At 56.5% G+C, this 24253-nt stretch carries 22 protein-coding genes and 1 pseudogene; 13 read left to right on the top strand and 10 right to left on the bottom strand.

Annotation, left to right across the window (positions count from 1 at the left end):
• Nucleotides 1-17 precede the first annotated feature (17 nt).
• The 3 genes from relA to cysM all read right to left on the bottom strand — a co-directional run bounded on the left by relA (nucleotide 18) and on the right by cysM (nucleotide 4638).
• Nucleotides 18-2261: a GTP diphosphokinase gene (gene relA, locus AC1MEW_RS11510; RefSeq protein ID WP_201191607.1), complete on the bottom strand. Its 2244-nt coding sequence runs from the start codon at nucleotides 2259-2261 to the stop codon at nucleotides 18-20.
• 122 nt (nucleotides 2262-2383) lie between these two features.
• On the bottom strand, nucleotides 2384-3736 hold the full coding sequence (gene rlmD / locus AC1MEW_RS11505; protein ID WP_201205850.1) for a 23S rRNA (uracil(1939)-C(5))-methyltransferase RlmD: 1353 nt from the start codon (nucleotides 3734-3736) through the stop codon (nucleotides 2384-2386).
• Entirely contained in the window at nucleotides 3736-4638 is a 903-nt protein-coding gene (gene cysM, locus AC1MEW_RS11500) for a cysteine synthase CysM (protein ID WP_201205853.1), read from the bottom strand. The genes rlmD and cysM overlap by 1 nt, the downstream gene beginning before the upstream one ends.
• Before the next feature lie 344 nt (nucleotides 4639-4982).
• Between cysM and AC1MEW_RS11495 the strand changes: the two genes are divergently transcribed.
• The 6 genes from AC1MEW_RS11495 (at nucleotide 4983) to AC1MEW_RS11470 (ending at nucleotide 11975) form a co-directional block, all read left to right on the top strand.
• Nucleotides 4983-6263 carry an HlyD family secretion protein gene (locus AC1MEW_RS11495; RefSeq protein WP_322269348.1) on the top strand — a complete coding sequence of 427 codons (1281 nt, stop codon included), beginning with the start codon at nucleotides 4983-4985 and terminating at the stop codon, nucleotides 6261-6263.
• Nucleotides 6264-6301: 38 nt separating this feature from the next.
• Nucleotides 6302-6502 (top strand): LuxR C-terminal-related transcriptional regulator, encoded by a 201-nt coding sequence (locus AC1MEW_RS11490; protein ID WP_480426295.1) that lies wholly within the window; start codon nucleotides 6302-6304, stop codon nucleotides 6500-6502.
• Between the two features lie 492 nt (nucleotides 6503-6994).
• Nucleotides 6995-7324, top strand: a complete 330-nt coding sequence (locus AC1MEW_RS11485; protein ID WP_323570322.1) for a hypothetical protein — start codon at nucleotides 6995-6997, stop codon at nucleotides 7322-7324.
• A gap of 62 nt (nucleotides 7325-7386) precedes the next feature.
• A complete protein-coding gene (locus AC1MEW_RS11480) occupies nucleotides 7387-8541 on the top strand; it encodes a JmjC domain-containing protein (protein WP_323570323.1) in 1155 nt (384 codons plus the stop codon).
• 33 nt (nucleotides 8542-8574) lie between these two features.
• Nucleotides 8575-10662: a peptidase domain-containing ABC transporter gene (locus AC1MEW_RS11475; RefSeq protein WP_323570324.1), complete on the top strand. Its 2088-nt coding sequence runs from the start codon at nucleotides 8575-8577 to the stop codon at nucleotides 10660-10662.
• Entirely contained in the window at nucleotides 10659-11975 is a 1317-nt protein-coding gene (locus tag AC1MEW_RS11470) for a TolC family outer membrane protein (RefSeq protein WP_322269351.1), read from the top strand. The genes AC1MEW_RS11475 and AC1MEW_RS11470 overlap by 4 nt, the downstream gene beginning before the upstream one ends.
• Nucleotides 11976-12051: 76 nt before the next feature.
• Here AC1MEW_RS11470 and AC1MEW_RS11465 read toward each other — a convergent pair.
• From AC1MEW_RS11465 to AC1MEW_RS11455, 3 genes and pseudogenes are all read right to left on the bottom strand, one after another.
• Nucleotides 12052-12294 (bottom strand): annotated as a pseudogene (locus AC1MEW_RS11465) (DUF1016 N-terminal domain-containing protein); the annotation flags it as partial.
• A gap of 413 nt (nucleotides 12295-12707) precedes the next feature.
• Entirely contained in the window at nucleotides 12708-14138 is a 1431-nt protein-coding gene (locus AC1MEW_RS11460; RefSeq protein ID WP_480426292.1) for a histidine kinase sensor domain-containing protein, read from the bottom strand.
• Nucleotides 14125-14847, bottom strand: coding sequence for a response regulator transcription factor (locus AC1MEW_RS11455; protein WP_201205859.1), 723 nt, complete (start codon nucleotides 14845-14847; stop codon nucleotides 14125-14127). The genes AC1MEW_RS11460 and AC1MEW_RS11455 overlap by 14 nt, the downstream gene beginning before the upstream one ends.
• A 214-nt stretch (nucleotides 14848-15061) precedes the next feature.
• Here AC1MEW_RS11455 and AC1MEW_RS11450 point away from each other — a divergent pair, with 214 nt between their 5' ends.
• Together AC1MEW_RS11450 and AC1MEW_RS11445 are read left to right on the top strand one after the other, a co-directional pair.
• A complete protein-coding gene (locus AC1MEW_RS11450) occupies nucleotides 15062-17812 on the top strand; it encodes a response regulator (protein WP_201205861.1) in 2751 nt (916 codons plus the stop codon).
• A 66-nt stretch (nucleotides 17813-17878) separates the two neighbouring features.
• Nucleotides 17879-18868: a 2-hydroxyacid dehydrogenase gene (locus AC1MEW_RS11445; RefSeq protein ID WP_322269353.1), complete on the top strand. Its 990-nt coding sequence runs from the start codon at nucleotides 17879-17881 to the stop codon at nucleotides 18866-18868.
• A 6-nt stretch (nucleotides 18869-18874) separates the two neighbouring features.
• Here AC1MEW_RS11445 and AC1MEW_RS11440 read toward each other — a convergent pair whose 3' ends face one another.
• The gene (locus tag AC1MEW_RS11440) at nucleotides 18875-19324 is read right to left on the bottom strand and encodes a hypothetical protein (RefSeq protein ID WP_201254927.1); all 450 of its coding nucleotides are present in this window, start codon (nucleotides 19322-19324) and stop codon (nucleotides 18875-18877) included.
• A gap of 134 nt (nucleotides 19325-19458) precedes the next feature.
• On the opposite strand from AC1MEW_RS11440, the gene AC1MEW_RS11435 reads away from it, so the two are divergent.
• Both AC1MEW_RS11435 and AC1MEW_RS11430 read left to right on the top strand, forming a co-directional pair.
• Entirely contained in the window at nucleotides 19459-19893 is a 435-nt protein-coding gene (locus AC1MEW_RS11435) for a hypothetical protein (RefSeq protein ID WP_201205866.1), read from the top strand.
• Nucleotides 19893-20297, top strand: coding sequence for an META domain-containing protein (locus AC1MEW_RS11430; protein WP_201205868.1), 405 nt, complete (start codon nucleotides 19893-19895; stop codon nucleotides 20295-20297). The genes AC1MEW_RS11435 and AC1MEW_RS11430 overlap by 1 nt, the downstream gene beginning before the upstream one ends.
• 192 nt (nucleotides 20298-20489) lie before the next feature.
• Here the strand turns inward: AC1MEW_RS11430 and AC1MEW_RS11425 are convergent, their stop codons facing one another.
• A complete protein-coding gene (locus AC1MEW_RS11425; RefSeq protein WP_480426289.1) occupies nucleotides 20490-20957 on the bottom strand; it encodes a TlpA family protein disulfide reductase in 468 nt (155 codons plus the stop codon).
• A gap of 114 nt (nucleotides 20958-21071) precedes the next feature.
• Between AC1MEW_RS11425 and arsC the strand changes: the two genes are divergently transcribed.
• Genes arsC through AC1MEW_RS11410 form a run of 3 tightly spaced genes read left to right on the top strand, consistent with a single transcriptional unit; the run spans nucleotide 21072 to nucleotide 22445 of the window.
• Nucleotides 21072-21425: an arsenate reductase (glutaredoxin) gene (gene arsC, locus AC1MEW_RS11420; protein WP_201205872.1), complete on the top strand. Its 354-nt coding sequence runs from the start codon at nucleotides 21072-21074 to the stop codon at nucleotides 21423-21425.
• Nucleotides 21422-22018 (top strand): NAD(P)H:quinone oxidoreductase, encoded by a 597-nt coding sequence (wrbA, locus tag AC1MEW_RS11415; protein ID WP_201191627.1) that lies wholly within the window; start codon nucleotides 21422-21424, stop codon nucleotides 22016-22018. The genes arsC and wrbA overlap by 4 nt, the downstream gene beginning before the upstream one ends.
• A 1-nt stretch (nucleotide 22019) precedes the next feature.
• Nucleotides 22020-22445 (top strand): DUF2069 domain-containing protein, encoded by a 426-nt coding sequence (locus AC1MEW_RS11410; protein WP_480426286.1) that lies wholly within the window; start codon nucleotides 22020-22022, stop codon nucleotides 22443-22445.
• Nucleotides 22446-22563: 118 nt separating this feature from the next.
• On the opposite strand, the gene AC1MEW_RS11405 is transcribed toward AC1MEW_RS11410, so the two are convergent.
• Both AC1MEW_RS11405 and ttcA read right to left on the bottom strand, forming a co-directional pair.
• Nucleotides 22564-23238, bottom strand: coding sequence for a DNA-3-methyladenine glycosylase I (locus AC1MEW_RS11405; protein ID WP_201205875.1), 675 nt, complete (start codon nucleotides 23236-23238; stop codon nucleotides 22564-22566).
• Nucleotides 23239-23364: 126 nt separating this feature from the next.
• Nucleotides 23365-24189 carry a tRNA 2-thiocytidine(32) synthetase TtcA gene (gene ttcA / locus AC1MEW_RS11400; protein WP_201205877.1) on the bottom strand — a complete coding sequence of 275 codons (825 nt, stop codon included), beginning with the start codon at nucleotides 24187-24189 and terminating at the stop codon, nucleotides 23365-23367.
• Nucleotides 24190-24253: the final 64 nt, after the last annotated feature.

The raw sequence follows: 24253 nt of genomic DNA, 5'->3' as shown, positions 1-24253 counted from the left end.
CCCACAGGGGATAATCATCACGGCGTGCGGTTACGCCGGGTTTCGATGATGTTCGGCAATTGGGAAATCCGTCCCAGCAACCGGCCCAATGCATCCAGCCCTGGAATCTCGATGGTCAGGGACATCAACGCAGTGTTGTCCTCTTTGTTCGAGCGGGTGTTGACCGCCAGCACGTTGATCCGCTCGTTGAGCAGCACCTGGGACACGTCACGCAGCAGACCGGAACGGTCGTAGGCGCGGATGATGATGTCCACCGGGTAGGTGAGCACCGGCACCGGGCCCCAACTGACCTGAATGATCCGCTCCGGCTCGCGCCCGCCCAGTTGCAGCACCGAGGCGCAGTCCTGACGGTGAATACTCACGCCGCGGCCCTGGGTGATGTAACCGACGATTGCATCGCCCGGCAACGGCTGGCAGCAGCCGGCCATTTGGGTCATCAGGTTGCCGACGCCCTGGATCTGAATGTCGCCGCGCTTGCCGGGCTTGTAGCCGGTGGCTTTGCGTGGAATCAATTCCAGCTGTTCGTTGCCGCGTTCCGGCTCGACCAGTTGCTGCGCCAGATTGACCAGTTGCGCCAGACGCAAATCGCCGGCACCGAGGGCGGCGAACATGTCCTCGGCAGTCTTCATGTTGGCCTTTTCGGCCAACTTGTCGAAATCCACCGCTGGCAAACCCAGGCGCGTGAGTTCGCGCTCGAGCAAGGTCTTGCCGGCCGCGACGTTCTGATCGCGAGCCTGCAATTTGAACCAATGAACGATCTTCGCCCGCGCCCGCGAGGTGGTGACGTAACCCAGGTTCGAGTTCAGCCAGTCACGGCTCGGGGTACCGTGTTTGCTGGTGATGATCTCGACCTGCTCACCGGTTTGCAGGCTGTAGTTGAGCGGTACGATGCGCCCGTTGATCTTCGCGCCACGGCAGTTGTGACCGATTTCGGTGTGTACGCGGTAAGCGAAGTCCAGCGGCGTCGAGCCTTTCGGCAAGTCGATAGCGTGACCGTCCGGGGTGAAGATGTAGACCCGGTCCGGCTCGATATCGACCCGCAGCTGTTCCGCCAGGCCACCAATGTCGCCGAGCTCTTCGTGCCACTCGAGGACCTGACGCAGCCAGGAGATTTTCTCTTCGTACTGGTTGGAGCCGGCTTTGACGTCGGTGCCCTTGTAGCGCCAGTGCGCGCAAACCCCCAACTCGGCTTCTTCGTGCATGGCGTGCGTGCGGATCTGCACTTCCAGCACCTTGCCTTCCGGACCGATTACCGCGGTGTGCAGCGAGCGGTAGCCGTTCTCTTTCGGGTTGGCGATGTAGTCGTCGAACTCTTTCGGGATGTGCCGCCACAAGGTGTGGACGATGCCGAGCGCGGTGTAGCAGTCGCGCATTTCCGGCACCAGCACGCGCACGGCGCGCACGTCGTAGATCTGGCTGAACTCCAGACCCTTGCGCTGCATTTTGCGCCAGATCGAATAGATGTGTTTGGCCCGGCCGCTGATGTCGGCATCGACGCCGGTGGCGGTCAGCTCATTCTTCAACTGACTCATCACGTCGGCGATGAAGCGCTCGCGATCCAGTCGCCGCTCATGCAGCAACTTGGCGATCTGCTTGTACTGGTCAGGCTCAAGGTAACGGAAGGACAAGTCCTCCAGCTCCCACTTGATATGACCGATACCGAGGCGGTGGGCGAGCGGCGCGTAGATGTCGAAGACTTCACGGGCGACGCGGTTGCGCTTTTCGTCGTCGGCGGTTTTCACCGCTCGGATAGCGCAGGTGCGTTCGGCCAGTTTGATCAGCGCGACGCGAACGTCGTCGACCATGGCCACGAGCATCTTGCGCAGGTTTTCCACCTGGCCCTGAGTGCCCAGCACCAAGGATTGACGGGGGCTCAGGCTCGCGCTGATCGCCGCCATGCGCAACACGCCGTCGATGAGTTTGGTGACGACAGGGCCAAAGCGCTGGCTAACCGCCGGCAACTGGATCTGGCCTTCGCGCACGCCGCGATACAGGATCGCGGCCACCAACGAATCCTGATCGAGCTTGAGGTCGGCGAGAATTTCGGCGATCTCAAGGCCCGTGCGAAAACTCGAGGTCCCTTCGGACCAGAGGTTTTTCGCCGCATTGGCTTGCTGTTCAGACGCACGAGCGAACTCGCACGCTTCTTTCAAGGCTTCGCGATCCAGTGCCTGATCGACAGTGACCGCGTGATCGAGCCAAGCCTCGAGATTGATACTGCCGTCGGTGTTGATCGGCTGGTGTGCTCTCACCTGTACCATCTTGCTTTACCTTCCCTACGACGCAGATTCAATGCGTCAAATCGCTGACCTTCATTGCCCGTGAGCCCGCGCCGGGCTGGAGCGCGGCTGCACAGGCGGCCAGTCGGACCAGACGAGCCTTCCTAGCTCGCTTCAAATAACGCCATGGCCTCGACATGTGCCGTTTGAGGAAACATATCGAGAATCCCGGCACGTTTTAACCGGTAGCCCTGCTTGATCAATTCGACCGTATCGCGCGCCAGAGTTGCAGGGTTGCACGACACATACACCAACCGTTCGGCGCCCAGGGACTTGAGCTTGCGCACCACCTCAAAAGCACCATCACGTGGTGGGTCCAAGAGTACCGCACAAAAGCCTTCGCGCGCCCATTCGGCATCAGTCAAAGGCTGGGATAAATCGGCCTGAAAAAACTTCGCGTTATGCAGATTGTTGCTAGCGGCGTTCGCGGCAGCGCGCTCGACCATCGCTTGCACGCCTTCCACCGCCACCACTTCGCGAACGGTTTTGGCCAGCGGCAAGGCAAAATTGCCTAGACCACAGAACAGATCGAGGACACGCTGATCCGCTTGCGGTTTGAGCCAGTCCAGCGCCTGGGCGACCATCGCTTCGTTGACCCCGGCGTTGACCTGGATGAAATCCCCCGGCCGATACGCCAGGCTCAAGTCCCACTGTTCCAGGCGATAACCCAGCTGTTGAGTGACATCGACCGGTTGCGGCTCGCCATCGCCATGCAACCACAACTGGGCTTCATGGAACGCACAAAAATCCTTGAGGATCGTCATGTCGGCGTCGGACAACGGCGCCATGTGCCGCAGCAATACCGCCAACGACGAACCACTGAACAATTCCACATGCCCCAGCGCCTGAGGTTTGCTCAAGCGGCGGAGCATCTCCGGCAAGCGGGTCATGATCGGCTGCAAGGGCTGTACCAGCACCGTGCATTCGGTGATCGCAACGATGTCCTGACTGCCCGCAGCGCGAAAACCGACTTCGAGTTTTTTCGCCTTCATGTCCCAGCGCACCGCCACACGGGCGCGACGCCGGTAACCGAATTCCGGACCGCTCAACGGCGCGGCCCACTCTTCGGGTTCGACCCCGGCCACCTTGGACAACTGCTCGGCGAGCATGCGCTGTTTCAGGGCGAGTTGTTCGTTGTGGGGCAAGTGCTGCACGCTGCAACCGCCACAGCGACCAGCGTGCGGGCACGGTGCCGGGCGACGCAGTTCGCTGGCCTGGAACACCCGTTCGGTGCGTGCCTCGACCACTTTACCGTGGGCACCCAAGACTCGCGCCTCGACTTCCTCACCGGCCAATGCGCCGATGACGAACCAGGTGCGACCTTCAAAAAACGCGATACCGCGACCGTCGTTAGCCAGGCGCTCGATGTTCAAGCGCTGCTTTTTGCCGGTCGGAATTTGCGGGGCCTTGCTGCCGCCCGTGGGCTGGAAGCGCAGGCCTCTCTCTTGCTTGGCCATCAGTTAGGCGCGTCGAAAATGCCGGTCGACAAGTAACGGTCGCCACGGTCGCAGATGATCGCGACGATCACCGCGTTTTCAACTTCCTGGGACAGACGCAGCATCGCTGCCACCGCACCGCCCGAGGACACACCACAAAAAATGCCTTCTTCGCGTGCCAGACGACGGGTCACGTCTTCGGCTTCGCTTTGCGCCATGTCGACGATGCGGTCGACACGATCAGCTTGATAAATCTTCGGCAGGTATTCCTGCGGCCAGCGACGGATGCCCGGAATCGCCGAGCCTTCCATCGGTTGCAGACCGACGATCTGCACGTTGTCGTTCTGCTCTTTCAAGTAGCGCGACACGCCCATGATGGTCCCGGTGGTGCCCATCGAACTGACGAAATGAGTGATGGTGCCCTCGGTCTGGCGCCAGATTTCCGGGCCGGTGGTGGTGTAGTGCGCCTCGGGATTATCCCCGTTGGCGAACTGGTCCAGCACCTTGCCACGGCCTTCGGCTTCCATTCGCTGAGCGAGGTCGCGAGCGCCTTCCATGCCTTCTTCCTGGGTGACCAGAATCAGCTCGGCGCCATAGGCGGTCATCGCAGCTTTGCGTTCGGCGCTGGAGTTGTCCGGCATGATCAGGATCATCTTGTAACCCTTGATCGCGGCGGCCATGGCCAGCGCAATCCCGGTGTTACCCGAGGTCGCTTCGATCAGCGTATCGCCGACGTGGATCTGCCCACGCAACTCGGCGCGAGTGATCATCGACAACGCCGGCCGGTCCTTGACCGAACCCGCCGGGTTATTCCCTTCGAGCTTGAGCAAAAGGGTGTTGCTGGTGGCGCCAGGCAGGCGCTGCAAACGAACCAGCGGAGTGTTGCCGACGCAATCGGCAATGGTTGGGTACTGCAAGGTCATGGCGTATTCGCAATCCAGACTGCGGGGGCGCCTATCATACCGGCAAACGTTGGCAGGCCATATCACGCAAAGTGCGGTGCTTATGGCTTATGGGAATAAGCGCGGGGTTTGCAGCGAAAGAAATCCTACACAAATGGGTAATAGCTCCGTAGGAACAAGGATTGCCCACGATGATTCTGCAATACACAACGATGTTTCCGGACAATCGCCTAGGATATTTCCCGCAGGTTTTGGCGGCTTTCATGAACTAGTGAGTAAAAGATTTCATTGATAGTCTTTTGGTCGCATTCCGCGCTCCCTAGCGAAATGAAGCACATGCAAACCTCCTGAAGGACTCTAAATCAATGTCCGAAACCTTGACTTTATTTCGCTCTGAAGTTGCTAACGCGAAGAACGAACAACACTTCGGTCGCGTGCTGATCCATCAACCCTGGGGATATGGTGTAGCCGCCATCTTGGCTAGTATGTTGATACTACTGTTGATGACCTATGCCTACTTCGGAACCTATACCCGTAAATCAACTGTTAATGGCTTGCTTATGCCAGAGCAGGGAATGTTGCGTTTAACGTCTGTGGGCACAGGATTACTAACAGAGGTTCTTGCTAAGGAGGGACAAGCCGTTGAGATCGGCCAAGCTTTATTCATAGTTTCTGGCGAACGCTTCGGTACAACGGGCGGTGTACAAAATCTCATCTCAGAGCAACTTACTCAACGCATACAGATAACTGAGCGAAACCTCAACTTGGCGAACGAGCGTCGGAGAGGACAGCTACTCATGCTTGATGGTCGCCTCACTGCGATTACCGAAGAACTGAGTCAATTTCGAGAAGAAATACGACTGCTAAAACGGCGGGTAGCACTGGCTGAAACACAACAGCAACGACAGCACGAACTGGCAGCAGTTGACTTCATTTCGGTTGCACAGCTTCAAAAAGGAGAAGGGGAATTTCTAGCGCTGCAGGGGCAACAGCAAAGTATTCAACGCGCTCGTGCGAGTCTCAATCGCGAACGCATGGAACTGGTGGCGCAAAGACAAGAGGTCGAATTGCGACATCGCGCTGAGACTGCAGAGATAGATAACAGTATTTCCCTGGTCAGGCAGGAGCAGGCGGAAAACGAAGTTCGCCGAAAACAGATAAGCGTGGCACCGTTTGCCGGTACCGTCACTGGTTTGAACGTGCAAAAAGGTCAACAAGTCGAGGCCGGCTCACTGCTGGCTAGCCTTATCCCTCAAGGAGAAAATCTTACTGCTCACTTATATGTCGCTTCTCGTCAAGCGGGGTTTATAGAGAAAGGGCAGACCGTGTTAATCCGCTACGCCGCCTACCCTTATCAGAAATTCGGCATGGCCCGAGGACGGATCTTAGAATTGACGAAGAGCCCCTACGCAGCTCAGGAGTTACCTACCCATATTGCAAGTGCTCTTTATAGCACCGCTCCGCCGTCTGAGCTTTTTTATCGCGTAACCGTTGCACTCGATTCACAGAACATCGCCGTCTACGGTAATTCACACCCCCTGCAAGCAGGCATGCTATTGGAAGCCGATATTCTCCAGGACGAACGTCGCCTTTATGAATGGGCTCTGGAACCGATTTACTCTCTCACAGGCAAACATCTCTATTAAACAGCATTTAAACAGAAACAACAGGGAGCGGTAAACATATGACAAAAAGGGAGCAAGAAGTCCTAAAATCACTTCTCCAAGGACATACCAACAAACAAATCGCCATATTACTTGGAATAAGCGATTTCACAGTACGCGATCACGTTTCTTCAATTCTACGTAAGAAAGGAGCCGGATCAAGGGCGGAGTTATTCGCAGCAGAAATAGGCCAAAGAAAGCCTTACCCCCTACATTTATAGGATTAAAAAATCTCACCAAGTGAATTACACTTCCAATCACACCCAAAACAATACAATCCGTTTTTATTGCCAATGATACAGCGCCCAGCAAATACCAATTATCGGCTACCACCTTGACAAGTAAAAAAGCGCAACCAATTCAACCTCATCCTTAAACCAAAGATAAAAACAGAGAGGACTTAAGCCCAATGGTCGACCACAACCTTGGAGAATCGAGTGAAGGATGGAGCATAGTTGTATTGGGTATTCGCTTTGTAGAAGGCACTGTATCGAACGCCCTAATCTCCGCCCTTTCAATAACTCTTTATTTTATTTTCTTTTATTGGATATTCAGATTGTTACGCTTACGATGGGGACCACCTAAAAGCTTATTCATTACCCTCCTCTTACTTCATATAATTCCCGCCATTATTCTATGGACAACAAAATACGCCCTTCAACAATAGATAGTCAATTGTTCACAGTTCACCCCACCCAGCATCAGGAGCAACTATGCGTGAATTAACGATATGTGACTTTGAATTAGTATCTGGCGCAGTAGGTCCACCCGGAGCTGTTGTTGGAGCGGTTACGGGCGCGGCAACTTATATTGGAGGCGCAATGGCTACTGGCCAGGGCGATGTCGCTGGCCTTACTGCAAGTGCAGTGGCGGGGGGAGCCGCAGGCTTTCTACTGGGGCCTGCCGGTATGGGAGTAGCCCAAACTACCGCTGCAACCATCCTTGGTGCTGAAGTAGGGTTTTATTCCGGCATGCTAGGAGGACAAGCTCAAAGTGCTGTCAATGCAGCCGGGACGAACTACGGCGGCACAAACTACAACTAAATAATAAACTCAGAATGGAGCCTTGCCGCCTTAATGCCGCCAGGCTCCTAAGGTCTATCTTTATGAGCATATCGCTCAACATGTCTTTTGGTGAATTTTTTGAACAATATCAAGAAAAAAAACCACTACTTATTAAGGGGGCAGCTTCTAATACTCGATTCTCATGGGAGGACGTAAATGATATTTTCGATAACAGCGATGCAGCATCCAATGATTTCAAACTTGCCCTAGACGGCATACGCCCCAAATCAGAGTACGTAGAGAACTATCTAGATATTGGAGTATTACGCCATCGACTGATCAAGCCCGTCATCTACGAAAATCTAAAAAACGGCGCTACACTAATCGCCAACAAGATAAAAAATTCAAAAAAAGTCAATGAAGTATCAAATCAAATTGCAGCATTTACCGGCAGACAAGTCGTAAGCAGCGCATATCTATCTTTCGGAAGCAAGGATTCCTTTCGATGCCACTGGGATACTCGGGACGTATTTGCGATCCAATTAATTGGCCGTAAACGCTGGATCGTTTACGAGCCATCGCTGCAGTCCCCTTTATACACCCAACAAAGCAAGGATTACGAACACATGTATCCTTGCCCACCTAGTCCATACATGGATATCGTTCTAGAGGCTGGTGATGTTTTATATCTCCCTCGAGGTTGGTGGCACAACCCTTTGCCATTGGGGGAGGCTACCTTCCATCTTGCGATAGGTACTTTCCCGGCGTACACAGTTGATTATCTATCATGGTTATTCAAACGACTTGAGGTCTTCAATGGTTTACGTCGTTCGCTCCATAATTGGCAACAAGACAAGGACTCCCTTTCGTCGGTGGGTCAGCACCTCAATGAGTTGATCACCGACCCCAACAACTACCATTGTTTCCTTGATGAATTCACTGGTGCAACGCGGGTAGATTCTTCACTGGCTCTGGATATTTTTGGCAATCCTAACGCGGGCACACTCTCCGATCATTACGGCGTTCGACTGTGTACAAATAGTTGCCACGGCCTAAATGATGGTTACATTATTGCTAATGGAACCCGATTAAATCTTGACAAGCAAAGTCAAAAACTAGTACGACATATAGCTAAATCCCCTGACACAAGTATCGGAACGCTGCTCATCAACTTTCCAGAAATGCCGGCTAACCAAGTACGGAAACTGATCATCCAACTCTGCCATCTAGATATCTTGGAACTCTCCCGAGCCTGATCACGTCGTACAACTACCAGGAAGTTCTGCCACATGAAAGTTACGCTACAAGTAGAGAGCCCGGAGTGCGGCCTTGCCTGCCTAGTGATGATCGCCTCATTCCACGGGTTGCACTTGGACCTGATGAACATGCGCAGACACTTCTCCATTTCGCTAAAGGGAACCGACCTATCCCAATTAATGCGGCATGCTCAGTCACTCAATTTTTCCTGCAGGCCTCTGCGATTAGAATTGGAGGAGTTATCCCAGTTACGCACACCATGCATTCTTCACTGGAATATGAATCACTTTGTGGTGCTAGAGAGAGTGAAGGGAAACAGCCTAAGTATTCTAGACCCAGCATTTGGTCGTAGGGTGATGACATCGTCTGAGGCCTCGAGGCATTTCACCGGCGTAGCTCTGGAATTGACACCTAACGCTACATTTCGCCCCGATTCACAGAAAGCTCGAGTCCGCCTGTACGACTTGATTCGCCGCACCATTGGGCTCAAGCGCGCTTTAGGCAATATATTTGTACTTGCACTGGCGTTGGAAACTGTCGCACTACTCGCTCCACAAGTTACTCAATGGGTAATCGATGGGGCACTGGTGTCTTCTGATCATGATCTGCTGTTGTTGGCTGTATTGGGGGGCTGCCTACTGATGGTGACGGATTTTGTCCTACGGATGGCTCAGGGTTGGATGTCATTACGTCTGGGCCAACAGTTGGCAATACAGTGGTCGGGAAACTTGTTCAGCCATATGTTACGTCTGCCCTGGACATTTTTTGAAAAACGTCAACTTGGGGATATCGCTGCCCGTTTCCAGTCATTTGCTGTCATCCGCAAAATATTGACAAACGGCGCTATCACAGGAGTACTTGATGGATTAGTTGCAATAGCGACACTAACAATGATGCTTTTGTACAGCCGCGCACTTACAGCAATTGTATTGATTGCCTTGGTACTGTATGGCGTCGCGCGACTAGTTTTTTACCACCCGCTCCGCAACGCTTCTGAGGAGCGCATAGTACTTGGCGCCAGAGAAAACTCTTATTTCCTGGAAACAATAAGGGCAATTTTACCCATCAAGTTATTCAATGCAACCCAGTTGCGATTGGCGACTTGGCAAAATATGATTGCAGATGTTCAGAATCGAGATGTAACAACACAGAAAATATTGCTAGTGTTTGCCTGTTTGAACATTCTGATCTTTGGATTAGAAGGAATGCTGCTGCTCTATGTCGGTGGCTCCGCCGTTCTCCAGGGCGCACTATCATTGGGTATGTTGTTAGCATTCATCGCCTACAAAACCCAATTTACTGGACGAGCAAGCAAGTTGATTGACTTGGGCATTGAAATTCGTATGCTTTCACTACATTCCGAGCGACTGGCCGATATTGCTTTAGAAACACCAGAGCCTGATGAACCGATGGAAGCGGATTTTGATCGTATAGAACCTTATATTGAATTCAGACACGTTTCATATCGATATGCACATGGCGAGCCCTCGGTAATACACAATCTGTCTCTCACGATCAACGCAGGGGATTCAGTAGCAATCGTCGGTCGTTCTGGTTGCGGTAAAAGCACATTGCTTAAATTAATACTCGGCCTGCTTACACCGACAGAAGGGGAGATTTTGATTGGCGGAATACCTATGCGTCAGCTGGGGCCTCGGACATGTCGTAGCTTAGTAAGTGCTGTAATGCAGGAGGATCAATTACTGGCAGGATCTCTAGCCGAAAATATTGCTTGTTTCGATCCACACTTCTGTCAGGAACACATAGCGGAAGTAGCTCACCAAGCAGATATCCACAAGACTATTACTAATATGCCTATGGGCTACCAGACGCTTGTGTCTGAGATGGGAACCGGATTATCTGGCGGACAGAAACAGCGAATTTTTATAGCACGCGCCTTATATCGAAAACCAAAAATTCTTGCGCTTGACGAGGCAACTAGCCACTTGGATCTGCACAGTGAGCAGCATGTAGTCAGGGCGCTGCGTGAAATGCCAATTACGCGAATAATTATTGCTCATCGTCGTGAAACAATCGCTTTCGCTAAGCGTCTTGTCTGCCTGGACAATGGGAAGGTCGTGGAAGATGTTCGTCTCGATGAGACAAGGGTCAATATATGAGACCCATCAAAATAATTGTGATAAGTGCTGTCTTGTTGCTGGATGGGATGATTGCTAAGGCTCATGACAGTGATCTTTTGCACATCTATCAACAGGCATTATTGAATGATGCTCGGTACACCGCAGAGAAAGCCCATCAGCGCACGGGGCAGGAGCACTGGTTACAAGGCCGATCAGGACTTTTACCCAAAATATCGCTAGATGCTCAAACCCACTGGATAGAAACCGACTACCAAGTTCCTACCGGCAATATCGAGCACAGCCGACAGAATCGTAGTTACGGCATCCAATTGATACAACCTATCTTTCGTTGGCAGAACTGGGTTCAGTTCAAGCAGGGTGAACTTCAACGTGTGCAAGCAAAAATCCGTCTTGAAAACGCGGGACAGGTCTTAATGTTGCGTGTTGCGCATGCTTACTTTGAAGTACTGAATGCAACTGACGTACTTCGGGCAGTACGGGATCTACGAGCTGCCGATGGGGAGCAGTTAGCAAGCGCTAAAAAGAACTTTGAATTAGGTAACACCAGCATCATTGATGTGCATGAGACTCAGGCAAGTTTTGATCGCAGCACCGCGCAACTTATCAAAGCTAAAAGCGACCTGGATCTGACCCAAAACTCCTTAGTTCGAATCATTGGGCAGCATCCAGGCTTACTGAGAGGATTGGACGACAATGTGACTCTCTTACCTCCGCAACCATTAGAGCTATCTACATGGGTTAAAGCGGCTCAGCAATTTAGTCTTGCTGTACAAGCACAAGCATTACTCCTAGACATCGCAGGCAATGAAGTACGTATTCGTAAGGCCGAACACTTACCGTCTATCGATCTGATCATCAGTCAGAACATACAGCAAAACCCTAATGCCAATACGAACCGCATTGACTCGTCTAGTATTGGACTACGTTTAAGCATGCCACTGTATAGCGGGGGTAGACTGAGTTCTGCTACTCGGCAAGCAGTAGCGATGCAGGAACAAACTGAATTTGAATTGGAAGACGCCCGCCGCGCTGCTGCGCTGACAGCCCGAAAGGCTTGGTCGGGCGTAATGGACGGCATAGCGCAGGAAAATGCGCTTAAGGCAGCGAAATCGTCCGCACTCTCGGCAGTGACATCTAATAAAATCGGATACAAGGTCGGAATTCGAGTTGGTATCGATGTACTAGAAGCTCAAAGAAAATACAGCGACATAGTTCAACAACTGTCTCGCGTCCGTTATGACATCTTGTTGGCCCAGTTACAGCTTAAGGCCGCGGTAGGTACATTAAATGAAGTTGATATTGCCGAAATCAACGCGTTGCTGAGCGGTTGATAAAACAATAATTGAAAGTACATTGCTACAAGCTATCTATTATGGGATGTTTCCCCTACTACCAAATCGACTATTTGCCGCCCGATAGGTCGAGAAACTCAACCATGTACGCATCGCGGAATATCTCAAGCGCCGCAGGGTGAGTTTGTCTCAGCGCTGCCGAGACTTTTGCCGGTTGGGTGACGCTGCGCTCGAACAGGGCCGCTTTGAACTGGCGCTCCAGTTCGCGCGTCGACCACCTCTCCTGTATCGCCATACGCAGGTAAAACTCACGCTCTTCCGGGAGTCTGCTCTGAGTCAGGATGAGCAGATTGTGGGTTCAGAGCAATTGTGTCAGCAGCGCTGACACTTTTTTACCGGATGGCACGGCTTCATCGCGAGCAAGCTCACTCCCACAGTGTTCAGTGTTGTTCACGCGGTTTGTGACCTACACAAGTCCACTGTTGATCGGGTTGTCCGACCAAGGCAATTGTCTCACCAGTGGTGAGACTATCTCTTCAGCGCTGTAGAGGGCGGTGACTGGTAGGACGTCTTCGCGAGCAAGCCCGCTCCCACAAGGTTCGGTGTTGTTCATACGGTTTGTAGCCTTACACGAGTCCACTGTTGATCCCGGTTTTGCGACCTGGGCAATTGTCGCACCAGTTGCACGACTATCTCTTCAGCGATGCAGAAGGTGGTGGTTGGGAAGGCCTCTTCGCGAGTAAGCCCGCTCCCACAGGGGATCGGGGGTAACTACACAATTTGTGGGCGACACACATCCACTGTGGGAGCGGGCTTGCTCGCGAAGGCGTCGGCACTGACATCATCGATATCAGCCAACAACCGCATATTCAGCCGCAACCCAGTCCTGGTGTTCTCAGCCCAAAGCTCCCCGCCCTGGCGTTGCACCGCATTACGGGCAATGCTCAATCCCAGTCCAAATCCACCATCCCCCGGCCGCGAACCATCCAGGCGAATGAACGGCGAGAAGATCCGTTCCAGATTGACTTCAGCCACCCCGCCGCCCTGATCCTCCAGCCACAAATGCCAAAAGTCGCCATCGCGCTGTCCACCGAGGCGGACAATGCCGCCATCGGGAGAATGCCGAATCGCATTACGCAGAATGTTTTCCAGCGCCTGGGCGAGGGTATTCAGATGGCCGCGCACCCAGCAGGAAGAATCCACCGCACAGTGCAACCGACTCGCCGGCCAGCCACTTTCATAGCAGGCGTTTTCAGTGAGCATGTCCCACAGCGCCGGAACCTGGATCGATTCGTCGGGCAACCGTGTGCGTTCGGTGTCGAGCCAGGCCAGTTGCAGGGTGTCATCTACCAGCCGTTGCATGCCGTCGACTTCGCGCCCAATGCGCTCGCGCAATTGCACCAGGCCTTGCTCGCTTTCGCTGGCCACTCGCAGACGGCTCAACGGCGTGCGCAATTCGTGGGACAGGTCGCGCAGCAGTTGTTGTTGCAGGGCGACGGTGCTTTGCAGGCGCTCGGACATGTGGTCGAAGGCCCGACCCAGTTCACCCAGCTCATCCGAACGGTTGGTGGTGTGGCTCGACAGACGCACGTTCAACTGATCGGCCCGCCAGGCGTTGGCCTGTTCGCGCAAGCTGTTCAACGGCACCACCAGCAACCGGTATAAACCGACACACAGCAGCAAGGTGAACAGTCCGGGAATCACCCCATTGGTGATCACGCGCCAGAACACCCGGTATTGCCCGGGCAAGAAACGTTGCGGAAGCTCAATCACCAGGCTGCCAGCGGCCGGATCCTTTGGGAACGGCACTCGCAGCCACGGCAAGCCTCGAGTATGGCGACTGGTTGGCCAATCGAGACCGCGTAGAAAGGTCAGGCGTTGGATTTCCTTCTCCACCAGCGGATAGCTGCTCAAGGACTGCAGATCGCTACCGATCACGCCGACCCAGGTTGTCTCGCGCTGACCGACATCCTGCAACCAGACATCGACGCCTGCGCTCTTGCGCTCATCCCACGCCTGCTCCGCCTCAGCGGCATAACGCGTCAGGGTGCTTCGGGCCTCGTCGGACAGGAACAGGTTTTTCTGTTCCATGTAGCGGCCCCAGGACCAGCTCAGCCAGATCATCAGCAAACAGAACGCCACCAACAGGCACGCCAGCTTCCAGAACAGCGAGTGCCGGCCCGGCAGGTCAGACCATTTCATCGACGGCGCTCAATACATACCCTTTACCCCAGACTGTGCGCACTTCGCGCTCGGTATAACCGACGGCCTTGAGCTTGCGACGGATTTGGCTGATGTGCATGTCGAGGCTACGGTCGTGGGCCGCGTAGCCCCGTTGCAGCACCTGCTGATAAAGGAAGGCTTTGCTCAACACTTCATCGTTGTTGCGATTAAGGGTTTCCAGCAGCCGATACTCGCTGCGAGTCAGGCCGGCGGCTTGCTCGCGATAAAAGACTTCGCACTGCTCATCGTCGAAACACAGGCTATGGACCGGCGTCGCAATCGCTGTCGGGGCGGGTCGACGGTCGAAAGCCACCCGCCGCAGGATGGCTTCGATGCGCACCCGCAACTCGGCCATGCTGAACGGCTTGGGCAGGTAATCGTCGGCGCCCAGGCGAAACCCGCTGATGCGATCCGCCTCGGCGCCCAGTGCCGACATCAACACCACCGGGGTGGCATGGCTCTGACGCAGTTGGGTCAGAACGTTCAGGCCGTCCAGGCCCGGCAACAGAATGTCCATCAGCACCACATCGAACGGTTGCCCTCGGGCGATGGCCAGGCCTTCCTGGCCGTTCTGGCACCAGGTCACTTGAAAACCGCAGCGTCCCAAGTGCTCATGGACATAAGCACCCAGCACGAGGTCGTCTTCTATAGACAGGATACGAGGAAGGCCAGCAGCGATGGGAGTCATGACTATCTGCAAATAATTCTCAGTTGCCGATTATTCAAGATTGCCTCGCCAGGGGCAACCCACGGTTTGCCCGGAAGGCAAAAGCGCCCATCCAGCCGACGAATGACGACATCAACTTTACGAAGATTGCCCGCTAGCAAATCGCTACACTGCGCAAGTGGTGCGTGCCGGATGCACGTGCGGGTTATTCAATCGCGGGATGCAGGAGAGTTGCGTGCTCAAGAAACTGGGAATTAAAGGCCGCGTGCTGTTGCTGACCTTGCTTCCAACCAGCCTGATGGCGTTGGTGCTGGGCGGCTATTTCACCTGGATGCAGCAATCGGACCTGCAAACCCAACTCATGCAGCGCGGCGAGATGATCGCCGAACAACTTGCACCGCTGGTTGCCCCGGCCATGGGCCACAAAAACACCGAGTTGCTGGAGCGCATCGCCACCCAGTCGCTGGAACAGACCGATGTGCGCGCGGTGACCTTCCTCGCGCCCGACCGTACACCGTTGGCCCACGCGGGCCCGACCATGCTCAATGCGGCACCGACCGGCAACGGCTCGCAGATGCTACGCCGCAGCGGTAACGACGCGACCCGCTACTTGCTGCCGGTGTTCGGCAAGCATCGCAATCTGGCTGGCGACGTGATTCCCGACGAAGCTGATCGCCTGTTGGGCTGGGTCGAACTCGAACTGTCCCACAACGGCATGCTGCTGCGCGGTTACCGCAGCCTGTTCGCCAGCCTGCTGTTGATCGGCGCCGGCCTGGCCGGTGCGGCGTTGCTGGCTCTGCGCATGGGCCGGACCATCAATCGGCCGATCAGCCAGATCAAACTGGCAGTGGCACAACTCAAGGACGGTCATCTGGAAACCCGCTTGCCGCCCCTCGGCAGCCAGGAACTGGATGAACTGGCGTCGGGCATCAACCGCATGGCCGGCACCCTGCAAAACGCCCAGGAAGAATTGCAACACAGCGTCGACCAGGCCACCGAAGACGTGCGCCAGAACCTGGAAACCATCGAAATCCAGAACATCGAGCTGGACCTGGCGCGCAAGGAAGCCCTGGAAGCGAGCCGGATCAAATCCGAGTTCCTGGCCAACATGAGCCACGAAATCCGCACGCCGCTCAACGGCATTCTCGGCTTCACGCACCTGTTGCAAAAAAGCGAGCTGACCCCGCGCCAGCTCGACTATCTGGGCACCATCGAAAAGTCCGCCGACAGCCTGCTGGGGATCATCAACGAGATCCTCGATTTCTCGAAAATCGAGGCCGGCAAACTGGTGCTCGACAATATTCCGTTCAACCTGCGCGACTTGCTGCAAGACACCCTGACCATCCTCGCTCCGGCCGCCCACGCCAAACAGCTGGAACTGGTGAGTCTGGTCTATCGCGACACTCCCCTGTCGCTGGTCGGCGATCCGCTGCGGCTCAAACAGATTCTGACCAACCTGGTCAGCAACGCGATCAAGTTCACCCGCGAAGGCACCATCGTCGCCCGGGCCATGCTTGAAGAAGAGCACGAAGACAGCGTGCAACTGCGCATCAGCATTCAGGACACCGGCATCGGCCTGTCGAACCAGGACGTGCGCGCCCTGTTCCAGGCATTCAGCCAGGCCGATAACTCGCTGTCGCGCCAGCCCGGCGGCACCGGTTTGGGGCTGGTGATTTCCAAGCGCCTGATCGAACAGATGGGCGGCGAGATTGGCGTCGACAGTACACCGGGTGAAGGTTCGGAATTCTGGATCAGCCTGAGCCTGCCGAAAACCCGCGACGACGCCGAGGACCTGCCCGGCCCGCCGTTGCTCGGGCGTCGCGTGGCGGTGCTGGAAAACCATGAACTGGCCCGCCAGGCGTTGCAGCATCAACTGGAAGATTGCGGCCTGGAAGTCACGCCGTTCAATACGCTGGAAAGCCTGACCAATGGCGTCACCGGCGCCCATCAGACCGAGCAGGCAATCGATCTGGCGGTGCTTGGCATCACCAGCAACGACATGCCGCCGGAGCGCCTCAACCAGCACATCTGGGACCTCGAACACCTGGGCTGCAAAGTCCTGGTGCTGTGCCCGACCACCGAGCAGACGCTGTTCCACCTCTCGGTACCCAACCCTCACAGCCAGCTCCAGGCCAAACCCGCCTGCACCCGCAAACTGCGTCGGGCCTTGTCTGATCTGGTCAACCCGCGCCAGCAGCGCAGCGAGCCCGGCGAACCGGTGTCGAGCCGGGCGCCGAAGGTCCTTTGCGTCGACGACAACCCGGCCAACCTGCTGCTGGTGCAAACCCTGCTCGAAGACATGGGCGCCAAAGTGCTCGCCGTCGAAAGCGGTTACGCCGCGGTCAAAGCGGTGCAGAACGAAACCTTCGATCTGGTGCTGATGGACGTGCAGATGCCCGGCATGGATGGGCGTCAAAGCACCGAAGCGATTCGTCAGTGGGAAAGCGAACGGCATTGCACGCCGCTGCCGATTGTCGCCCTCACCGCCCACGCTATGGCCAACGAAAAACGTGCGCTGCTGCAAAGCGGTATGGACGATTACCTGACCAAACCCATCAGCGAACGGCAACTGGCCCAAGTGGTGCTGAAGTGGACCGGCCTGGCGCTGCGTAATCAGGCGCCGGAGCGCTCCAGTGACAGCCATGGTGCCAGCGACTTGCAGGTGCTCGATCACGAAGAAGGCTTGCGTCTGGCTGCCGGCAAGGCGGATCTGGCGGCGGACATGCTGGCGATGCTGCTGGCTTCGCTGGAAGCCGATCGCGAGGCGATTCGCGTCGCCCGCGAAGCCAACGACCAGAACGCCTTGATCGAACGGGTCCATCGCCTGCACGGGGCCACGCGTTACTGCGGCGTACCGCAATTGCGTGCGGCCTGCCAGCGCAGTGAAACGCTGCTCAAGCAACAGGACCCGAAAGCTGCGGCGGCACTTGAAGAACTGGAGCGCTCGATCAATCGCCTGGCCGCGCAGGCGCGTATCAGCGCCTGACCCAGCGCAATAACACCTGACGCCATCACGGCTAAGATGTTGCAGGGACATTTCCAGGAGGACACGATGCGCACCATTCTTTTCAGCAGCCAGGGCTACGACCGCGACAGCTTCCTCGCCGCCGACTTGCCCGCCGGCATCGAGTTGCAGTTTCAATCGGCACGTTTGAGCCTCGACACCGTGGCATTGGCCGAGCATCACGAGGTGGTGTGCGCCTTCATCAATGATGACCTCAGCACCCCGGTGCTCGAACATCTCGCGGCTGGCGGCACCCGCCTGATCGCCCTCCGTTCCGCCGGTTACAACCATGTCGACCTGGTCGCGGCGAAACGCCTGGGCCTGGCCATCGTGCGGGTGCCTGCCTATTCACCCCACGCCGTGGCCGAACACGCAGTGGCGCTGATCCTGGCGCTTAACCGTCGCTTGCATCGCGCCTACAACCGCACCCGCGAAGGGGATTTCAGCTTGCACGGGCTGACCGGCTTCGACTTGGTGGGCAAGACTGTCGGTGTGGTCGGCACCGGGCAGATCGGCGCGACGTTCGCCAAAATCATGAACGGGTTTGGTTGCCAGTTGCTGGCCTACGATCCGTTCCCGAATCCACAAGTCGAAGCCCTCGGCGCGCGTTACCTGAGTTTGCCGCAATTGTTGGCCGAGTCGCAGATCATCAGCCTGCACTGCCCGCTCAATGAGCAGAGCAAGCACTTGATCAACCGTCAGTCACTGGCCCACATGCAACCGGGAGCGATGCTGATCAACACCGGACGCGGTGGCCTGGTTGACACCCCGGCACTGATCGACGCCTTGAAAGACGGACAACTGGGCTATCTGGGGCTGGATGTCTATGAAGAAGAGGCGCAGCTGTTTTTCGAGGATCGCTCGGACTTGCCGCTGCAAGACGATGTACTGGCGCGGCTGCTGACCTTCCCCAACGTCATCGTCACTGCGCACCAGGCCTTCCTGACCCGCGAAGCCCTTGGCGCGATTGCCGCGACGACCTTGCAGAACATCGCTGCCTGGTCGGCCGGGGCGCCGCAAAATCAAATCGAAGGTTAATGATGCTCAGGGCTTGGGGCCGATCGAGGACGCCAGGATCAACAATCCCAGCCAGCCGAAGCCGATCAAGCGCTGGTGCAGGGAATGCCCGCGGCGCAGCAAAAACCAGACAAAAAACGGTGGTAGTAAAAACGCCATGATCTTCAGCCAACCTTCCACCGGACGTGGCCACGGGTCGGTCGATGGCGCATTCACCGGCGCGCCCCGACGCCTGTGCCGGGAGACGGGAAGTGGAATTTCTGGAATCTCGGGCGCTGGCTCGACCGTCGGTTCAGGTTCGACAACAACCGTCGACACCTCAGGGACATGCTCATCGCGCGGCAGTTGTCCGAATGAAATAGGCGCTGCCCGGGAGGTGTTCGCTTGCCTGGCCGCTGCTGGAGCGCCGCAGTGAATGCACGATAGTGTTTCAGAGCTGATGCTCCTTTTGCATTCATAACACTCGGTCAATGCCATTTCCATTCCTTAGGGGTGCAAAAGCGGCAGTGTGCCATGACTGGGCAGGTGATTTGAACCTGATCGAAGGTCACATGCCCACGCCATGCTGCGTTGATGCCCGTGCTAGCATATCGCGCATATTTGGAGGACCCATGGTCGAACACGATTTTCGCTACACCCTGATGAACCCTCAACACACCCTGACCGAATGCCGCGCCCTGGTGCCGGGGCGTTATCAGGTCACCGGCAACGGCGGCTCGATTCGCAATAATGACGTCCTGGTGGTCACCCTCAAAGGCAGCAAGGACTTGTCCATGCGCCTGAGCGTCGAAACCGTTCGCCACTTGATCAACCCGCCCGGCCAATGGGTCGCGGTGGCCAGTGGTCCGGTGTTTGGTGAACTGGCGATCCACACCTGGAAGGTCAATTGCGACAGCTGCGCCAAAGAACTGAGCTTCGAGTTCGCGGTCGACGCCAAATTGGGCAACAAGGCTGAAAAGCCTGCCGCCACAGCGCGCATTGCCGAGCTGGGCTGGACTAGCGTCGGCGAGAAACACCTGTGCCCGAAATGCCAGGAGCCTGCGTGATGAAACACCTTGTTCTGGCCGCGATGGCGGGCGCCAGCCTGATGGGCTGCGCCGCCGACCCGGTGCAATTGCAGCAAAACCACAGTTACATTCTGGAGTGGATCGGCGAACGTCCGTTGATGGACTACAGCCATTTGACCATCACCCTGGGTGACGACGGTCGCGCCTACGGTAATGGCGGCTGCAACCACTGGTTTGCGCCCTACACCCTGGAAGGCGACAAGCTGAGCTTCGGCAAAGTGGGCAGCACCCGCAAACTGTGCGCACCGGCGTTGATGGAGCAGGAAAAACGTTTCCTGCAAGCGCTGGAAAACGTGCAGCGCTGGGACATCTCGCCAATCGACCAGATGCGTTTCTGGCCGGCAGAGGGCAAGCCGTTGCGTTGGTGGCTTGAAGAGGGTTGATCCCTTCCTCTTTGTGGCTTGGAGAATAACTGTGGCGAGGGAGCTTGCTCCCGCTGGGCTGCGAAGCAGCCCTAAATCCAGCCCCCTCGTTTCGTCAGGGACACCGCATACACTGGTTTTGCGACTGCTGCGCAGTCGAGCGGGAGCAAGCTCCCTCGCCACAGGTGGGAACAATCACTCCCACCGCACCGTTCAGTTAGTTGCCTGCAACGCCTCCAGCTTCGCCATCACCCCCGCCGCCGTCTGCTCACCCATCAACTGTTCCCGCACCTTGCCCTTGTTATCGATGATGTAAGTCACCGGTAACGCTTCACTGCGTGGCAGATCAAAGAAATCCGCCGGGTCCTGGGCCAGCACGGTGAACCTGATCCCCAGTTTCTCACTGGCGCTCTTCAGCTCTTCACCCTGCACATTGTCGAAGTTGACCCCGAACACACCAATTTTCTTGCCGTTGAGCTCTTCGGCCAGCGCGTTCAACTGCGGGATCTCGGTGCGGCACGGGCCGCACCATTCGGCCCAGTAATTGACCACAATCCATTGTTTGTCGAGACGCCCGGACGCCACTTTGTGGCCATCCTGGTCGATGCCATAGTCACTGCCGCAGCCCCCCAGCATTAACGCCCCGATGATCGCCAACGCCGCTGCCAATCGTCTTGTCATGTCGTGATCCTTGCTCAAAATTGAATGCGCCTGCGACCCATCGACTCTCACGGTTCTGGATTGCGCGCTGCACAGTTAGAATAGACGCCACCTTACGCAAGATGCGACCCGCAAATGACCGATCTGACGCTTTATCACAACCCGCGCTGCTCGAAATCCCGCGGTGCGCTCGAACTCCTTGAAGCCCGCGGCCTGACGCCGACCGTGGTCCGCTACCTCGAAACCCCACTGGACGCTGCGCAACTGCAGAGCCTGTTGGGCAAACTCGGGATCAACGCCCGGCAATTGCTGCGCACCGGTGAGGACGAGTACAAAACCCTCAACCTGGCAGATGCCACGCTGACCGAAGCGCAATTGATCGCGGCCATCGCGGCCCACCCGAAACTCATGGAACGGCCGATTCTGGAAGTCGGCGACAAAGCCGTCATCGGCCGTCCGCCGGAGAATGTGCTGGAGTTGTTGCCGTGAGCGCGCCGTACATTCTGGTTCTGTATTACAGCCGCAGCGGCTCGACCAATGAAATGGCCCGGCAGATTGCCCGTGGGGTTGAACAGTCGGGAATGGAAGCGCGCCTGCGCACCGTGCCGCCGATTTCCACCGAGTGTGAAGCGGTGTCGCCGGATATCCCGGACGAAGGTGCGTTGTACGCCAGCCTCGACGACCTGAAAAACTGCGCCGGCCTGGCCCTCGGGAGCCCGACCCGCTTCGGCAACATGGCGGCGCCGCTCAAGTACTTCCTCGACGGCACCAGCAACCTGTGGCTGACCGGCGCCCTCGTCGGCAAACCGGCCGGCGTGTTTACCTCCACCGCGAGCCTGCACGGCGGCCAGGAAACCACGTTGTTGTCGATGATGTTGCCATTGCTGCACCACGGCATGCTGATCACCGGCCTGCCCTACAGCGAATCGGCCCTGCTGGAAACCCGGGGTGGCGGCACGCCTTACGGTGCCAGCCATCACGCCGGGGCTGATGGCAAACTCGGATTGAATGAGCATGAAGTCGCACTGTGCCGGGCCTTGGGCCTGCGCCTGGCGAAGACCGCACAGAAGCTGGAGGGCTGACATGGCCAAGAAGCCAAAGATACTGCCCTCGATCGAATGGCTCGAACCTCGGGTCCGGGCGATGCGGGTTGTCAGCCTGGTGTGCTTTTTCGGTCTCGTGGGGCTGCTGTGCGCCTACTACCTGCTGGTCGCCGACCTGCATGGCGCACGGCCGTGGGTGATTTTGCTGATCGAACTGGTGCCGCTGCTGTTGCTGGCGCCGGGGATGATTGTCGGCAGCGCCCGCGGGCATTCGTGGATGTGCTTTGTGGTGAATCTGTATTTCATCAAAGGCGCACTGGCCGCGTATGACCCTAACCGGCAGTTGTTTGGTTTGCTGGAGATGGGCGCGAGCCTGGCGGTGTTTTGTTCGGCGTTGTTGTATGTGCGGTGGCGGTTTCAGTTGAATCGCAAGTTGGCTGGCGAGGGCGAGATCAGCATCGCCTGATCTGACGCCTTCGCGGGCAAGCCGCGCTCCCACATTGGATCTTCAGGGGACACATTATTTGTGAACACCACAGATCCCCTGTGGGAGCGGGCTTGCTCGCGAATGGGGCGACTCGGTCTCAATGATTCACGGTATAAGCGAGCATCATCGAAATCTGGCTCATCGCCCGCCCACCACTCTGTTCATGCCACTGGTTAAACACGTCCTGCACCAACGCCAGATCCCGCTGGCTGGTCGGCACCTTGTCGACGATTTTCTGTGCATTCAACCCCGCGACCACGTCGTAGCTCGGCACAAACGTGTCTTTGCCAACCATGCGCAAGAAGCGCGGTGCCGACAACCCGCCCAATTGATGGCCGTGTTTTTTCAGGTAGGTCCACAAGCCGACAATATCGGTCACCGGCCAATCGGCGATCAACGCGCCGAAACTGCCCTTCTCATGGGCCACATCCAGAATGAATTGCGCATTGCGCGGCACGCTCTTGAGCTTGCCCAAGTGGCGGATGATCCGCGCGTCCTGCATCAGTCGCTCCAGGTGTTCGGCGCTCATCAGCACGACTTTTTCCGGATCGAACTTGAAAAACACTTCCTCGAAGGTCGGCCACTTGGCGTCCACCAGGCTGTGCTTTAGCCCGGCGCGAAAGACCCGCAGCGCCATGGTCGAGAGGTAGCGGTCGTCGCTGATCTTGCGCAATTGCGCCGGGGTCTTGGGAACCGGCAGATGGGCTTCCAGTTCAGCTGCCGAACCGAAGCGGTTCAGACAGTACTCGTGTAGCCACTTGTAATCGCGCATGCCCTCTCCTGAGGATTGGAATACATCACCTGTGGGAGCGGGCTTGCTCGCGAATGCGGAGTGTCAGCCGACATTGTTATCGACTGAAAGGACGCCTTCGCGAGCAAGCCCGCTCCCACAGTTTGTTCAGAGGTTGACCACGTTGACGAAGCGCGAGGCGGCGGTTTCATCGATGCGCAGGTTGGTGAAGTCAAACAGGTTGCGGTCCGCCAGTTGCGACGGCTGCACATTTTGCAGACTGCGGAAAATACTTTCGGTGCGACCCGGGGTCTTGCGATCCCACTCTTGCAGCATGTCCTTGACCACCTGGCGTTGCAGGTTTTCCTGGGAGCCGCAGAGGTTGCACGGGATGATCGGGAACTGTTTGAAATCCGAGTAAGCCTGGATGTCTTTTTCGTTGCAGTAGGCCAGCGGACGGATCACCACGTTGCGCCCGTCATCGGCACGCAGTTTCGGCGGCATGGCTTTGAGCGTGCCGTTGAAGAACATGTTCAGGAAGAACGTCTCGACGATGTCGTCGCGATGGTGACCGAGGGCCATTTTGGTCGCGCCGATTTCGTCAGCAAAGGTGTACAGCGTGCCGCGACGCAGGCGCGAGCACAGCGAGCAGGTGGTCTTGCCTTCCGGGATCAGCTCTTTGACTACCGAGTAAGTGTCTTTCTCGACGATGTGATACTCGACGCCCAGTGCTTTCAGGTACGCCGGCAACACGTGCTCGGGGAAGCCTGGCTGCTTCTGGTCCATGTTCACGGCCACGATGTCGAACTTGATCGGGGCGACCTTCTGAAAGTGCATCAGCACGTCGAGCAGGGTGTAACTGTCCTTGCCACCGGACAGGCAGACCATGACCTTGTCGCCGTCTTCAATCATGTTGAAATCGGCAACAGCCTCACCGGCCTGGCGGCGAAGGCGCTTTTGCAGTTTGTTCTGGTTGACCGTAAGAGTGCCCATGACGCGAAATCCGTGAGGAGTGACGAAAGGCCGGCATTTTACGCAAAAACGCTTCGCCGGCGAA

Source organism: Pseudomonas sp. ASL4, from assembly GCF_056680395.1.
Note: the sequence above shows the minus strand (reverse complement) of the source record. Positions and strands in the feature narration are given on the sequence as shown.

Bases quoted from the DNA above. Each gene is read 5' to 3' on its own strand.
- AC1MEW_RS11410 (WP_480426286.1), top strand. From the start codon at position 22,020: ATGGCCAAGAAGCCAAAGATACTGCCCTCGATCGAATGGCTCGAACCT.
- AC1MEW_RS11480 (WP_323570323.1), top strand. From the start codon at position 7,387: ATGAGCATATCGCTCAACATGTCTTTTGGTGAATTTTTTGAACAATAT.
- rlmD (WP_201205850.1), bottom strand. From the start codon at position 3,736: ATGGCCAAGCAAGAGAGAGGCCTGCGCTTCCAGCCCACGGGCGGCAGC.
- AC1MEW_RS11435 (WP_201205866.1), top strand. From the start codon at position 19,459: ATGGTCGAACACGATTTTCGCTACACCCTGATGAACCCTCAACACACC.
- AC1MEW_RS11430 (WP_201205868.1), top strand. From the start codon at position 19,893: ATGAAACACCTTGTTCTGGCCGCGATGGCGGGCGCCAGCCTGATGGGC.
- AC1MEW_RS11470 (WP_322269351.1), top strand. From the start codon at position 10,659: ATGAGACCCATCAAAATAATTGTGATAAGTGCTGTCTTGTTGCTGGAT.
- ttcA (WP_201205877.1), bottom strand. From the start codon at position 24,189: ATGGGCACTCTTACGGTCAACCAGAACAAACTGCAAAAGCGCCTTCGC.
- AC1MEW_RS11495 (WP_322269348.1), top strand. From the start codon at position 4,983: ATGTCCGAAACCTTGACTTTATTTCGCTCTGAAGTTGCTAACGCGAAG.
- AC1MEW_RS11455 (WP_201205859.1), bottom strand. From the start codon at position 14,847: ATGACTCCCATCGCTGCTGGCCTTCCTCGTATCCTGTCTATAGAAGAC.
- arsC (WP_201205872.1), top strand. From the start codon at position 21,072: ATGACCGATCTGACGCTTTATCACAACCCGCGCTGCTCGAAATCCCGC.
- AC1MEW_RS11460 (WP_480426292.1), bottom strand. From the start codon at position 14,138: ATGAAATGGTCTGACCTGCCGGGCCGGCACTCGCTGTTCTGGAAGCTG.
- AC1MEW_RS11490 (WP_480426295.1), top strand. From the start codon at position 6,302: ATGACAAAAAGGGAGCAAGAAGTCCTAAAATCACTTCTCCAAGGACAT.
- AC1MEW_RS11440 (WP_201254927.1), bottom strand. From the start codon at position 19,324: ATGGCATTGACCGAGTGTTATGAATGCAAAAGGAGCATCAGCTCTGAA.
- AC1MEW_RS11445 (WP_322269353.1), top strand. From the start codon at position 17,879: ATGCGCACCATTCTTTTCAGCAGCCAGGGCTACGACCGCGACAGCTTC.
- cysM (WP_201205853.1), bottom strand. From the start codon at position 4,638: ATGACCTTGCAGTACCCAACCATTGCCGATTGCGTCGGCAACACTCCG.
- AC1MEW_RS11405 (WP_201205875.1), bottom strand. From the start codon at position 23,238: ATGCGCGATTACAAGTGGCTACACGAGTACTGTCTGAACCGCTTCGGT.
- AC1MEW_RS11485 (WP_323570322.1), top strand. From the start codon at position 6,995: ATGCGTGAATTAACGATATGTGACTTTGAATTAGTATCTGGCGCAGTA.
- AC1MEW_RS11425 (WP_480426289.1), bottom strand. From the start codon at position 20,957: ATGACAAGACGATTGGCAGCGGCGTTGGCGATCATCGGGGCGTTAATG.
- AC1MEW_RS11475 (WP_323570324.1), top strand. From the start codon at position 8,575: ATGAAAGTTACGCTACAAGTAGAGAGCCCGGAGTGCGGCCTTGCCTGC.
- relA (WP_201191607.1), bottom strand. From the start codon at position 2,261: ATGGTACAGGTGAGAGCACACCAGCCGATCAACACCGACGGCAGTATC.